Source organism: Methanolobus sp. WCC1 (assembly GCF_045690315.1).
GTDB lineage: Archaea > Halobacteriota > Methanosarcinia > Methanosarcinales > Methanosarcinaceae > Methanolobus > Methanolobus tindarius.
In genome coordinates this window covers 956289-969246 of the sequence record NZ_CP146979.1, presented here as the reverse complement: position 1 = coordinate 969246, position 12958 = coordinate 956289, and the positions used below count along the sequence as shown (strand labels likewise).

The window sequence follows — 12958 nt, the reverse complement described above, 5'->3', positions numbered from 1 at the left end:
TGCAATTGTTACGAGTAATACAACTCATAAACCAATTATTCGGTGAAGCTGATGCGACAACTACCCATATTTAAAAAGTTTATTTCATACACAAATGCCCAAATAGGAATTGGAACTCTTATTATATTTATTGCAATGGTTCTTGTTGCAGCAGTTGCCGCAGCAGTACTGATAACAACTTCAGGAGTTTTACAACAGGAAGCCCAATATACAGGAAGGGAAGCTACCAAAGAAGTTTCATCTAACCTTATGATACAGAAGGTTGAGGGGTTCCGGTCAAAGAACAGCAGTACGGATATGGCAAATTCGATCGATCTCCTCAAAATAACACTTGGATTAAGGGCTGCAAGCGAACCTGTTGATCTTTCTGCCCTTGTTATAAGTATTACAGACGGGTACCAGACAAATAATGTAATTTATGCGGGCAACAGGAATAGCCTCGCACCACGCGCAGATTTTGATGGAAATATGTCAGGCTTCAGCGCAGATAAGGATGTAAACCTTTATAAACTTGTAACAGAGAACACAACCATAGGAAACACAGAAATAAATGTAACCTATACAAATGCAAAATACTATTTTACAGTTGACACAATCAGAGATGAAGATGACTCTTTTTCACAATCTTCACCCGTAATTACAACAGGAGATTTTGTAGTAATCTATGTAGCAACAGTATCCCCAACATCAGTCAACACAGGATACACAACACTCTATGAGATGAATGTTGCATCTTCATTGCAATCTTCAGGACTTAACCTGATTCCTCGCGCCTCAATAAATCTGGCAATGACACCAGAAGCAGGTGCTTCAACAAATGCAGACTTTATTCTCCCTACGACATTTGGAAGCTATGAAGCAGTGCAGCTTTACCCATAAGAAAAATATAGATCTTATTGAACGGCATCTGTAAAAAAGTGTGGTGGACTGGTCGGGAATTGAACCCGAGGCCTCTACCATGCCAAGGTAGCGATCTTCCCCTGATCTACCAGCCCGGAATATCATGCCTTAGAACACATTATGTATCATAAAGCTAACGCCATAAAATTACAACGAATAGGTTCTGTCTAAAAAATTTCTTTTGATTTTTCGATTCCGAGCGAAACGTTAAAGTATTTGGATGCGTATTTGGAGTGTCGCGTGATGAAGGCGACACACAAAACGCATAACACAGGCAAATTGGGCCCGTAGCTTAGCTAGGTGGAGCGCACGGCTGATAACCGTGAGGCCCTGAGTTCGAATCTCAGCGGGCCCACCAATCAAACCTGTACTTTTCTTTGTTAATAATTGTTTTCAAGGAAGTTATATGTTAATTAATTTTCAATCCCATAAATCTAATCTTTTCTGAGCATTTTCTGATTTATACCCGGATCTATGCCTAAAATCGTCCATTAGCTCTTTTGCTATTTCTTTTTATGACTATCAGAAATATTCATACCCTGATTATCTTATGGACGAAAATATATCATCAAAAATAGATGTTAAAGACTTACTATTTTAATATAAAAAATATTAATATATAATAACTACTTATAATAGTGGTTAGTGTAAACAATATTTCAGGGTACAGGCAGGACTAAAAAGCACTATACCAAATTCCAAAAACAGAAATACCTGTGTAAAAGCCCTGAATGAACGAATCCGAACAAAACGAAACAATTCATATAATCGGTGATTTACAATGAGAGAGAAAAAACCAACTGGCATGAGTGAAAAGGAGTATGAGATCGTAGAACTGCTCAGGAAATTAGATATAAACAGACCTGTAGCCCTGACTCTTGCCTGCCTCTCCAGTGGAGAAGAAATAACCTCCCGTGAAATAGAAAAGAATTCCAGCCTTAGACAACCTGAAGTCAGTATTGCAATGAGATACCTTAAAGACAACAATTGGGTGGACATTCGGGAAGAAAAGAAAACAGAAGGAAAAGGCAGACCTGTTAAATTATACAGACTTGTCACACCACTGGAAGATATTGTGCAGAGCATTGAGCAGAGAGTGCTTCTTGAAAGCAGATACGTACTCAATAATATTGAAAAGCTGAAAAGGCTTGCATAATCATTTGATTTAGCCAATTAAACTATTTTGCTGCTTCATGCAGCAAAAACTATTTTTTACAGATAGAGCATATCATCAAATACTAATTTGCTTCTATCGAAGATTTTAAGTTAATAAGGTAGTGTATCATCGCTATTACACTAATCTGCAATTATATAATGGAGTTAATCTTTTGAGCACTATAAGTGAGAAAATTTTTAGCCGTGCATCCGGCAAGAATGCGAAAGCAAACGATTTTGTTATCGCAGACGTGGATTTTGCCATGGCACATGACGGTACAAGTGTCCTTGCAGTTAAATCATTCAAGGAAATGGAAGAAGAAAAGGTCTGGAACCCTGATAAGATAATTATTCCCTTTGACCATTTGACACCTGCAAACACAGATACCACTGCTGCACTCCACCACGAGATCCGCGAATGGATAAAAGAGCAGAAAATAAGTAATTTCTATGATGTAGGAGAAGGAATCTGTCACCAGTTACTCCCTGAGAACGGATTTGCCCTCCCTGGAAAACTTGTAGTAGGTGCAGATTCACACTCATGTACCTACGGCGCATTCGGAGCCTTTGGAACCGGCGTAGGTGCCACAGACATGTCAGAGATATTTGCATCAGGAAAACTCTGGTTCAAGGTTCCTGAAAGCTTAAAAATAACAGCTGAGGGCAATTTTAAAAGCGGAGTCTATGCAAAGGATCTTATCCTGAAAATAATAGGCACACTGGGTGTTGCAGGTGCTACTTACAAAGCTGCTGAATTCTACGGAACTGCAATTGATTCAATGTCCATGTCAGGACGTATGACACTCAGCAATATGGCCATAGAGATGGGCGGTAAAGCCGGAATTATACCACCGGACAAAACGACATTTGACTTCCTTGAAGGAATAGCATCTGAAGAATATGAGCCTGTTTATGCTAGTGAAGATGCTGTATACTCGGATGAATACACCTTCAATGTAAATGAACTTGAACCTCAAATTGCATTACCACACCAGGTTGACAACGTCAATGACATAGGTGACATAAAGCCGACAAAACTTGACCAGGCATTCATAGGTACCTGTACCAACGGCAGGCTGGAAGATCTTGAAGTTGCCGCATCCATCCTTAAACGAGAAAAGGTAGCCATACGTACACTCATTGTACCCGCGTCCCGCAATGTGCTGATAGAAGCTGTCAGAAAGGGTATTATTGAGACCCTGCTGGAAGCAGGAGCTGTGATTGGTTCTCCAGGATGCGGACCTTGCCTTGGAGGACACATGGGAGTTATCGGCAAAGGTGAAACCTGCATATCTACAGCCAACAGGAACTTTAAGGGAAGAATGGGTACTGGCGGATTTATTTATCTGGCATCCCCTGCAACTGCTGCTGCGTCTGCCCTTACCGGTGAGATTACTGATCCGCGCGAAATCTGATATCTTATTAACACATATATAACAGTGGAGTTAGCAAAATGGAACTTGACAAGCCAAAACTTGAGCACCTAATGGAACATTGGATAGAACATAATGACAGCCACAGCAAGAGTTTCAATGAATGGGCGGGAAAAATTGAAGCTGCAGGATATGCAGATATAGCCGAAGATGTCAGAAGTGCTGCAAAGAAAATGGACGAATGCTCTGTTTTGCTTGAAACTGCAAGACAGAAGCTTGAATGAGCAGGATGTGTTAATGACAGGTAAAACGCTCAATCTCTTTGGGATTATTCTGGTAGCATGTGTAATCTGCCTCTGCGGAGTTGTAAGCGCTGCTACCAGTGCCAGTGTACTTCCATCAGTGGAGACTGTAGCCCCCGGAGAAGAGTTTACACTTGATGTATATGTCAAGCCTGATACACTGGTTGCAGGTGTCCAGTTTGATCTGAACTATGACTGTTCGCTCGTATCCATAGAGAGTATTGACGAAGGAGATTTCCTTTCAAGCACGGGCTCACCAGTGATGTTCAACCCCGGAAACATTGACAATAATGAGGGAGTTACCACTGAAATTTATGGTACCCTTATTATGGGCGATGGTACATCGGATGAAGGCACTTTCTGTACCATAAAACTGAAAGCATCCGAAGAGACGGGAACCTGTCAAATCAGAATCGAAAATATCATTTTAGGGGACAACCAAGGTGATGAGATAGATGCGGTCACCTATGATGCACTCATAAGTATCAGTGAAGAAGAAATTTCTGACAGAGATAACGACAACGAAGAAGGTACTGAGTTAAACATAATTGACAGAGAGGATGACAATGTAGATTCCCCTGTAGGTGAGGGAACTGTTCAGACTGCTGAAGAAGAAACAACACTTCAGAGTATTCAGGACACAGCAGAAAGCACTGAAACTCAGCAGGCTTCTGCACCTGAAGCTGAGAGCAGTACATCAAACATCAGTATACTTACAGTTGCAGCAATTACATTTCTGGCCCTGGCATATGTCCTTGACAGAAAAAGAAAATAAAAAATGAGTTTAAGGGATGACTCACTTTTCTTTAAGATTTTTTAACCTGATTGTATTGAGTAACAACTCAGCGTTTATCTTCCAAGTTCAGCATGGGCTTTTGCAAGATGACCTGCGGCCTGTGCACCTACAAGTGATATCTCACCGGCAAGCACAGCAGAAGCAATTATCTCTGCAAGCTTTTTAGCATTAGACCCGGGAGGCGTACCTGAGCCATTCACACCAAGAATTCTCAGGCATTCATGCTGAGGTCCCAGATTAGTGCCGCCTCCCACAGTGCCGATGGCCATTGCAGGAAGGGTTACTGAACAGTAGACATCACCATATTTTGTCAGTTCCATGGTTGTTATAGTACTACTGCCTTCTACCACATGAGCAGGATCCTGACCGCATGCAATGTACATTGCAGCTATGATGTTAGCAGCATGAGCATTATATCCAAGGGAACCTGCGCGTGCTGAACCAAGCAGGTTCTTGCGGTAATTTACCTCTACCATAGTCTCAGGTTTGCATTTCAGACGCTTTTCCACAAGTTCGGCAGGTATTGTCACATCGGCAACGACAGTTTTTCCCCTCCCAAGAATATTGTTTATTGCCGCAGGCTTCTTGTCAACACACATATTGCCCGAAAGGGAAATAGGAATTGCACCAAACTCATCCTTGATTAAATTAAGAACCGCATCTGTTGCAATGGTAACCATATTCATGCCCATGGCATCTTTTGTGTCATAGGAAAAACGGACATATACCGAATTGCCGGTCACAAATGGTTTTACATCAACTAACTCACCAAAGCGGGTTGTCTCAGATGCCTTTGCTTTCATACGGGACAGGACATCAGGATCCTGCAACCAGTCTGAAAACTCTTTTGCCTTGATAACATTTTCAAGTCTGAAAACCGGAGCACGAGTCATTACATCCTGAAATACCCGGACATTTGAACCACCGGACTTTGTAATAACTGAGCAACCCCTGTTCACACTGGCAATAAGTGCCCCTTCTGTGGTTGCCAGAGGAAGACGGAATTCATCACTGGCGAACTCACCATTTACTTTAAGTGGACCCGCAACACCCAGAGGCACCTGAATTACACCTATCATGTTTTCTACATTTTTCTTAGTTGCACTCTCGACATCAATTGAAAAATTCTGTATATGATCAAAATCAAATCCTGATAATTCCTCAAGAGAAAACCTTCTGATCATAACAGCCGTTTCCTTGTCAGTAAGAGAGTCAAGTTTATGATAAGAAATCTCGCCGGAAATTACCCCTTCAAGCAACTCTTTTTTTTCCCTGTTCAAATCCATTCTTGATGTCATATATAAGCTCCAATAAACTCCAGTGAATTAAACAAACAGCATCCCATAACGTTTTTTATAAATGTGAACTTGGCATCAATAATACAAATAGTTCACGCCCAATTGTTTCCTGCCTTAGATAAGGAGATGATTTACCAGGAATTAAAATTAAATACGTGATTTTTTATATTAGGATAACATAATAAACAATATTCTAAAATGTACGGATGATAATCAATAAGTTCTATCTTTAAAGGACTTAATCATTAAGAGAAATTGTTTGGGATATGACTATTAAATATTGATCAGAGAGATATAAAAGAGTGGTAATATGACAGATGCCGATCCATCAGAAAGAGTGAGTTCCGGTATTACCGGACTGGATGAAATGTTACGCGGAGGATTCTTTAAAGGAACTGCAAATGTCGTATCAGGTGATTCTGGTACAGGTAAAACGATATTTGGAACACAGTTCATTGTAGAGGGAGCAAAGAATGGTGAAAAGGTAATGTGCATCATCACCTCTGAAGAATCTAAATCTATTGTAAAAGAAATGAAAACATCATTTGGATGGAATCTTGAAGAATATGTTGAACAAGGACTTTTGACCTTTGTAGACATCACTGACCCAAGTCTTCGTCTCCAGAAGAGTGTTGAAATTGCACCATCTGAGCTAATCAAAAGCTTCAAGAAACTTATTGAAAGCAAGATTGAAGATATTCAGCCAACTCGTATCTTCATAGATTCAGTTGAAGCACTTTTCCTTGCAATCGAATCAAATTATAAGTTAAGAACCCTTATTGATGACGTGTTCAGCATATTCCGCAAGCACAATGTTACTTCTGTAATTACAGTCGGAGCAATGTTCGGGCTTGATGAAATGGTAGAATACGGTGCTGATTCTGTTGTAAAACTGGGACGTATCATGGCAGGAAACAACCTTCAACGTTCAATCTATGTTATGAAGATGAGAGGATCCGGCACAATTAACGAGGTCCGTGTACTCAGCATCTCAGACAGTGGCATGGCAGTTCTGGCCCAGTCCCCATATCTGGAATAAGTGGCATTTGTATTCTGCCACTTTTATCTGTTTTTTACTGTTTCTAATTTATCTTCGCATTTATCCAATAATCTATAAAATACGATCTCAGAAAATGATTTTAATTTAAAATTGAAGTAAAAATAGGCAATATACACAATTAAATGATATACCAGTCGTTATCATTTACATTGGTGTTTTCTTCTTCTTCCTCTGAGATTTTTGTTTCGGAAACAGCTCGGAATAACTCTTTTCCCACATATGATGCAATGGCATCAGAAAAGTCCTGAAGGTAGCTTGCCTGGTTAAGACTTCCGTAAATGAATTTCTTACCTGGCTGAACATGTGAGTTAATTGTTTCCTCTTCAGGAACAATTGTTACTTCAACACCGGACATCTCAACTGCAAGTTCCATTGCTTTTCTGAAATCACCGATACAATAAGCAATGCGGTACCTGTAATTGTCCCGGGTCTTCTCAAGATACTCTGCCAGTCTCTGGCTTTCCATTTTGATAAAATCCCTTTTTATTTTGGCAACATTACATTTTCCGAGCATGAACTGGTAATCCATGAAAGGGTATTCAGTATCAAGTTCACGCGGGGTTATGCCGCATGTACCAAAAACCACAACATGGACTTGTTCCGGCTTCAGCATTTCGAATATGACTTTATCGAATATCTTGTGAGAAGGACTTTCATGATATGGTTTCTTTTTTGCGCAGGGAACAAAGATACAAAACTCCCTGACCGGTGCTTTGTACTCAGTCAGTATCCACTCATTTGCGCGTATCATGTCAGGATGATAGATAATTTCATCAGTGTCCAGCGGCAGACTGGACCGTTCATCTTCTGGTATTATTGTCAAGCACAGGAGAATCTGGCAAACTATATATATAATTGACGCAATCTCTATTCGGTTTTGTGCAAACTGTACAACAGTACAGGCACAGTTTTTAGGATACTTATTACAAATTTATGAGGAAAAACATGGCAAGTTCTATACCTGAAATGCTGAGAGCGGAATGTAAATGCGAAGATATGGCAAAGTGTGTTCTCGGTTTGAAAGAGCTTGACATCAGTACCTACAAAGCTCTTCTTGAAAACGGACCAATGACCGCAGAAAAACTCGGGGAACTTCTTGGTCGTGAGCGTAGCACAGCATATCGTTCATTGCAAAACCTGATATCAGCAGGTCTTGTTTACAGGGAAACTAAATCCATATCTATTGGTGGATATTATTATGAATATGTGGGCATCGAACCGGTTGTTGTAAAAGAAATGATCCGCAAGAATATAGACCAGTGGTACGAGAAAATGAATGACCTTATTGAGAACTTTGATAAGGAACTGCTTTCCTGATACACACATGGAGTTTTTTTAATTATCGCAGTTAGTAGCTATATTTGCGTTTATATTTCCAAGTTATTTTTAGAGTTAATAATTATATAATATTAATGCATATGTAACTGTTACACATTGTGTTCAATACAGCACAGAACACAAAATAGCAAACAACTATCTCTTGCAGAGTGGGATCATGAGAGATGCAGACAAGAACAAAGAGCAGTTAATTAAGGAACTGCAAGAACTCAGAATTAAATATGAGGACACTTTTAGTAAGCATGAGCCTTCATGCGGCACCATAAATGAGAGTATAAAAAATGATCTCATTGAAACTGAAGAGAATTACAAGCAATTACTTTCATCGATATCAAGCATAATCTGGAAAGCGGATATAGATAAAGGTGAATTTAAAAACTTATATATTTCTCCGGTTGCTGACACAATTTTTGGACTTGAACCCGATACGATTAACAACAATTGGGAAATATTTCTTTCTTTTATCCATCCGGATGATGCTGATACCTTACATGAAAAAATACTAAATGGCATCAAAAAAGGTTCCCCTAAAATCAATTTTGAATTTAGGGCAAAGCGAAAAGACGGGACAAATCTATGGTTCTATTGTACCTGCACCATCATTAAAAAGAATGATGTAGCCCAGGTTTTTGGAAATACCGTTGATATTACCGAACGTAAAAGAATAGAGCAGGAATTAAAGAATAAGAGCAATGAGCTCAGCCAGATAGTGAACAGTTTCCCCGTACCGATGTTTGTTATTAATAAAGAACATGAAGTTACATACTGGAATAAAGCATGCGAAAAAGCAACTGCCATATCAGCCAAAAGAATGATTGGAACAAAAGATCCGTGGCTGGCATTTTATCCAAAGAAAAGACCAGTCATGGCTGATATGATAGTTGATAGGAATATGGAAAGTATCATTGATTTATATGAAGAAAAGAGTCTCAAAGACTCATTCATAGAAGGAGGATACGAAGCTGTAGACTTCTTCCCGCTTTTAAACAAATGGCTCTATTTCACTGCTGCTCCACTGAAGGACATGGACAGGAACATAATAGGAGCCATTGAGACTTTACAGGATAAAACTATTGAAAAGCAAGCAGAGGATGCTCTTATATCTGCCAAGATGCTTGCAGAAAATGCCTCACGTACAAAAAGTGAGTTCCTTTCCAACGTAAGCCATGAATTAAGGACACCACTGAGTCTTATTTTAGGATATTCTGACCTGTTACTTGAAGAGAATGAATTGATGGACGAGCAACAGGCAAAGTTTGCCGGAATAATCAAATCAGGTGGATCAAGACTTCTTGACATGATCAACTCCCTGATATATATTTCAGAAATTGAAGATGGAAAAATGGAACTTGAGATAAGTGACTTCTCCCTGCCGGAAATGGTTTACGACATACAGAAAGTTGCAAGATCCATTGCAATCAAGAAAAACGTAAAACTTGATTTTACACTGGATCCTGCTGTCAGAACAATATACGCGGATAAATCCAAACTAAAGATAATATTCCATCACCTGATTACAAATGCCATAAAATTCACACCAGAACAGGGAAGAATATGGGTGGATATAAGGCATGAAAACGGAAGTGCACTTCTTATTGACGTAAAAGATAACGGAATTGGAATTTCTGAAGATGACAAGGCAAAACTCTTTGATACTTTTGTTCAGCTTGATGGTTCTCCGACCCGCAGATACGGAGGAAGCGGACTGGGCCTTGCCCTTGTGAAGAAACTGGTGGAGATCCATAAAGGAAGTATCTGGATTGAGAGTGAACCCGGAAAGGGAAGCACTTTCCATCTGGTAATTCCTGCGCAGAATGAGATAATAAAGAGAACTAATGTGTTACTACATCCAACGGTAGTCTAAAAGAAAATACACTACCTTTTCCAGGTTCACTTTCCACAGAAACATCACCGCCGTGCATTTCAACAAATCTTTTTACAAGTGAAAGTCCAAGCCCAGTTCCATCATATTTTCTTGATATCGTAGAATCAATCTGCTGGAAAGGCATGAAAAGTTTCTTCAGATCATCCGGTGCAATACCTATCCCGTCATCTATTACCGAGAACTCAGCCATGTCTCCTTTAAGGCATGCTTTCAACATAACATGACCACCATCAGGAGTAAACTTAATGGCGTTACTTGCAAGATTGAATAGTATTTGCTTAAAACGAACCCTGTCGGCTGTAAGAGATAATGTCTTTGGCTCAATGGAAATGCTGATTTCAATATTCTTTTTTCTTGCAAATGGGGAAACTATGTTAAAGACATTGCCAAATTTCTCTTCCACAGAGAATGTCTCATAATGTATTTCCATTTTTCCGGATTCTACTTTTGAAATGTCAAGAATATCATTGATAAGCTTTAAAAGATGTTTACCGCTATGGGATATATGACCAAGGGACCGCTTCTGCTGGTAGTTCAGATCACCGTATGATTCATCAAGCAGAAGATCGGAGTACCCGATGACAGCGTTAAGAGGCGTACGCAGTTCATGGCTCATGGTTGCAAGGAATTCACTCTTTGTCCTGTTGGCCTCTTCAGCCATAATCTTAGAATTAATTATAGCCTCTTCAGCAGATTTACGTTCGGAAATATCCTGGAAGTTTTCAAGGATAAACTGGTTCCCTTCGATGAAAATTCTTTTTGAGTTTTTAAGGATCGGAGTTTTGGTACCATTTTTGCATTTTATAGCAGTATCCATTCCCTGGAAACCTTCAAGACCATCTACCCATATGGGACATTTTTTGGACAAAGAACCTTTGGGACAGACTATATCACATAGTTGCCCTATTAATTCCTCTCTTTTGTATCCTGTTATTTCGCAGGTACGCTGGTTCACATCCTCGATAATATAATCCTTTCCTATAATGAGAGTTCCGCCAGGCATGTTTTCATATAATACTTTGAAGCGTTCTTCTATTTCCTTAAGGGTTTTCTCTGTATTTTTACTCTCGCTGATATCGTCAAGATAAAGAATTACTTTACTTCCCGTTTCAAGAGGAACATAAACTGTTGACACAAAAAAATCTCTTCTGGTAATAGTTTCATCAGGCAGAAGAATATCCATATTACCTTCAACATGACGATGGTCTTTACCAGTCTCTAAAGTATCGATAACAATATTTCGGATAGAGCAACGTGAACATTCGGGAGTATTTCCACATCCATTGCCACGAACAGAGTTCACACATGAAAAAATGTCACCACCCTGCATACCCAATACTGATGAAGGATCGCGGCCTATTAATGCAGCGCCTGCCTTGTTAATTTTTTCAATACGATAATTATCACCTATGACCAGCATCAAATTAGGTGCATACTCAAAAGCAGCATCTGTTATCTTTTTAAGATCCAAATCATCAGGATTTTCATCTGATTTTCCTGGTTTACAATCCTCAGGAACATTAACATTTTCCAGAACCATAATTTATCCCTGTTCAGAGTTATTCCAGATGAATAAAAGCCACCTTATACATTCTCCCAGATTATGCTTATCTTTTCTGTAAGACCGTATATTCAAGCAGTTATATATGGCACTTAAGAGAGAAGTTTTTCTCAATACCTGAATAACAATAATTTTTATTTATTTCCTTCCAACCAACTAATTAGCAAAGACCAACAACAGTTATAGTCCATAATCAATAGTTACTAATGCATACTGCATATATTAATTAGTGTATAAAAATATACTGGCATTATATGCAGCAAACTTTCTAATGTCACGTAATTACAGTAACAGGTATGTCGGACATGCAAACATTGCAAACATAATGTTTTTTTGACATGTGCTTTAGAAATTATTTTATAAAAACGTTGCTATTTTAGGCTGATTGTTGGATCGGAAAAGAACAGAAATTCTTGATTTGCAGGATAGTTCAAAAAAGAAAAACGAAGATAAATAAATCAATTAGTATTCATTATTATATTAATTGTATAACAACCTCTGGTTTACAACTTTTATGAATTGAAATATCAATAATACAAGTCAGATACTGATCTTCCTGAACAGATAGGAACCCACTACAACCATAAGAACAGTGAACCCTGAAAGAACCCCAAAACTTACAGCAGGATCAATCTGGGAGGTTCCAAGAAGACCATACCTTATACCTTCTACACCATATGTAAGAGGATCCAGTAGTGTAAGTGACTTTACCCATTCCGGCAGGCTGTCTATTGGGAATAAGGCACCTGACAGGCCAAATATAGGGAAGATAACAAAGTTCATGATAAGCTGGAATCCATGCATATCCTCCATTCTTGAGGCAATTGCAATTCCAAAAGCTGTAAAAGCAAGACCAATTAATGTCATGAAAATTATCGCCACAATAAATCCGGGAATATTACTGATTTCCAGTCCCATGAAAAGTGAGAGTACAAGAATAATAAGACCCTGAATTACGGCTGTTGTAGCTCCTCCAACTGTCTGACCGAGCATTATTTCAAATCTTGACACAGGTGCCACAAGAGTTTCTTTAAGGAAACCGAACTGCTTGTCCCATATTATTTGTATGCCTGCAAAGACAGATGTGAAAAGAACACTCATGGAAATTATACCCGGCATGATAAAGCCAATGTAGCCCTGCTCCATTCCAGGCATGACAACAACAGAATTCAGACCGAATCCAAGTACAAGGAAGAGGAATAGCGGCATACCAAGACTGCCAATTAGTCTGCTTTTTGAACGAATATAACGTTTTACGCTCCTGAGCCATATAGTATAAACGATATCCAT

At 39.2% G+C, this 12958-nt stretch carries 12 protein-coding genes and 2 tRNA genes; 9 read left to right on the top strand and 5 right to left on the bottom strand.

Features of this window, described 5'->3' with window-relative positions; translation table 11 throughout:
* The first annotated feature begins 51 nt into the window (after nucleotides 1-51).
* Complete coding sequence (locus V7O61_RS04925) at nucleotides 52-879, top strand: archaellin/type IV pilin N-terminal domain-containing protein (protein ID WP_407282564.1); 828 nt, start codon at nucleotides 52-54, stop codon at nucleotides 877-879.
* 41 nt (nucleotides 880-920) lie between these two features.
* Here the strand turns inward: V7O61_RS04925 and V7O61_RS04920 are convergent.
* Nucleotides 921-995: transfer RNA gene (locus V7O61_RS04920), tRNA-Ala, on the bottom strand.
* 186 nt (nucleotides 996-1181) lie between these two features.
* Here V7O61_RS04920 and V7O61_RS04915 point away from each other — a divergent pair.
* The 5 genes from V7O61_RS04915 to V7O61_RS04895 all read left to right on the top strand — a co-directional run bounded on the left by V7O61_RS04915 (nucleotide 1182) and on the right by V7O61_RS04895 (nucleotide 4505).
* Nucleotides 1182-1258, top strand: a tRNA-Ile gene (locus tag V7O61_RS04915).
* A gap of 423 nt (nucleotides 1259-1681) precedes the next feature.
* Entirely contained in the window at nucleotides 1682-2056 is a 375-nt protein-coding gene (locus tag V7O61_RS04910) for a transcriptional regulator (protein WP_023844157.1), read from the top strand.
* Nucleotides 2057-2228: 172 nt separating this feature from the next.
* A complete protein-coding gene (locus V7O61_RS04905; RefSeq protein WP_407282565.1) occupies nucleotides 2229-3470 on the top strand; it encodes a 3-isopropylmalate dehydratase large subunit in 1242 nt (413 codons plus the stop codon).
* A 38-nt stretch (nucleotides 3471-3508) separates the two neighbouring features.
* Nucleotides 3509-3712, top strand: a complete 204-nt coding sequence (locus tag V7O61_RS04900) for a hypothetical protein (protein WP_023844159.1) — start codon at nucleotides 3509-3511, stop codon at nucleotides 3710-3712.
* Nucleotides 3713-3725: 13 nt separating this feature from the next.
* Nucleotides 3726-4505, top strand: a complete 780-nt coding sequence (locus tag V7O61_RS04895) for a cohesin domain-containing protein (protein ID WP_407282566.1) — start codon at nucleotides 3726-3728, stop codon at nucleotides 4503-4505.
* A 74-nt stretch (nucleotides 4506-4579) separates the two neighbouring features.
* Here V7O61_RS04895 and hmgA read toward each other — a convergent pair whose 3' ends face one another.
* Nucleotides 4580-5824: a hydroxymethylglutaryl-CoA reductase (NADPH) gene (gene hmgA / locus V7O61_RS04890; RefSeq protein WP_023844161.1), complete on the bottom strand. Its 1245-nt coding sequence runs from the start codon at nucleotides 5822-5824 to the stop codon at nucleotides 4580-4582.
* A gap of 310 nt (nucleotides 5825-6134) precedes the next feature.
* Here hmgA and V7O61_RS04885 point away from each other — a divergent pair, with 310 nt between their 5' ends.
* Entirely contained in the window at nucleotides 6135-6863 is a 729-nt protein-coding gene (locus V7O61_RS04885; RefSeq protein ID WP_023844162.1) for an ATPase domain-containing protein, read from the top strand.
* 139 nt (nucleotides 6864-7002) lie between these two features.
* On the opposite strand, the gene V7O61_RS04880 is transcribed toward V7O61_RS04885, so the two are convergent.
* Nucleotides 7003-7713, bottom strand: coding sequence for a DUF5591 domain-containing protein (locus V7O61_RS04880; protein ID WP_156916232.1), 711 nt, complete (start codon nucleotides 7711-7713; stop codon nucleotides 7003-7005).
* A gap of 116 nt (nucleotides 7714-7829) precedes the next feature.
* On the opposite strand from V7O61_RS04880, the gene V7O61_RS04875 reads away from it, so the two are divergent.
* Both V7O61_RS04875 and V7O61_RS04870 read left to right on the top strand, forming a co-directional pair.
* Nucleotides 7830-8201 carry a helix-turn-helix domain-containing protein gene (locus V7O61_RS04875; RefSeq protein ID WP_023844164.1) on the top strand — a complete coding sequence of 124 codons (372 nt, stop codon included), beginning with the start codon at nucleotides 7830-7832 and terminating at the stop codon, nucleotides 8199-8201.
* A 178-nt stretch (nucleotides 8202-8379) separates the two neighbouring features.
* Entirely contained in the window at nucleotides 8380-10086 is a 1707-nt protein-coding gene (locus tag V7O61_RS04870) for an ATP-binding protein (RefSeq protein WP_407282567.1), read from the top strand.
* Here V7O61_RS04870 and V7O61_RS04865 read toward each other — a convergent pair.
* Both V7O61_RS04865 and V7O61_RS04860 read right to left on the bottom strand, forming a co-directional pair.
* A complete protein-coding gene (locus tag V7O61_RS04865) occupies nucleotides 10055-11647 on the bottom strand; it encodes a PAS domain-containing sensor histidine kinase (protein WP_407282568.1) in 1593 nt (530 codons plus the stop codon). The genes V7O61_RS04870 and V7O61_RS04865 overlap by 32 nt on opposite strands.
* Nucleotides 11648-12208: 561 nt before the next feature.
* On the bottom strand, nucleotides 12209-12958 hold the full coding sequence (locus tag V7O61_RS04860) for an ABC transporter permease (protein ID WP_023844167.1): 750 nt from the start codon (nucleotides 12956-12958) through the stop codon (nucleotides 12209-12211).

What these genes read in the sequence shown, in the direction of transcription:
- V7O61_RS04895 (WP_407282566.1), top strand. Translation starts at nt 3,726, where the DNA reads ATGACAGGTAAAACGCTCAATCTCTTTGGGATTATTCTGGTAGCATGT.
- V7O61_RS04860 (WP_023844167.1), bottom strand. Translation starts at nt 12,958, where the DNA reads ATGGATATCGTTTATACTATATGGCTCAGGAGCGTAAAACGTTATATT.
- V7O61_RS04865 (WP_407282568.1), bottom strand. Translation starts at nt 11,647, where the DNA reads ATGGTTCTGGAAAATGTTAATGTTCCTGAGGATTGTAAACCAGGAAAA.
- V7O61_RS04900 (WP_023844159.1), top strand. Translation starts at nt 3,509, where the DNA reads ATGGAACTTGACAAGCCAAAACTTGAGCACCTAATGGAACATTGGATA.
- V7O61_RS04885 (WP_023844162.1), top strand. Translation starts at nt 6,135, where the DNA reads ATGACAGATGCCGATCCATCAGAAAGAGTGAGTTCCGGTATTACCGGA.
- V7O61_RS04875 (WP_023844164.1), top strand. Translation starts at nt 7,830, where the DNA reads ATGGCAAGTTCTATACCTGAAATGCTGAGAGCGGAATGTAAATGCGAA.
- V7O61_RS04925 (WP_407282564.1), top strand. Translation starts at nt 52, where the DNA reads ATGCGACAACTACCCATATTTAAAAAGTTTATTTCATACACAAATGCC.
- V7O61_RS04910 (WP_023844157.1), top strand. Translation starts at nt 1,682, where the DNA reads ATGAGAGAGAAAAAACCAACTGGCATGAGTGAAAAGGAGTATGAGATC.
- hmgA (WP_023844161.1), bottom strand. Translation starts at nt 5,824, where the DNA reads ATGACATCAAGAATGGATTTGAACAGGGAAAAAAAAGAGTTGCTTGAA.
- V7O61_RS04870 (WP_407282567.1), top strand. Translation starts at nt 8,380, where the DNA reads ATGAGAGATGCAGACAAGAACAAAGAGCAGTTAATTAAGGAACTGCAA.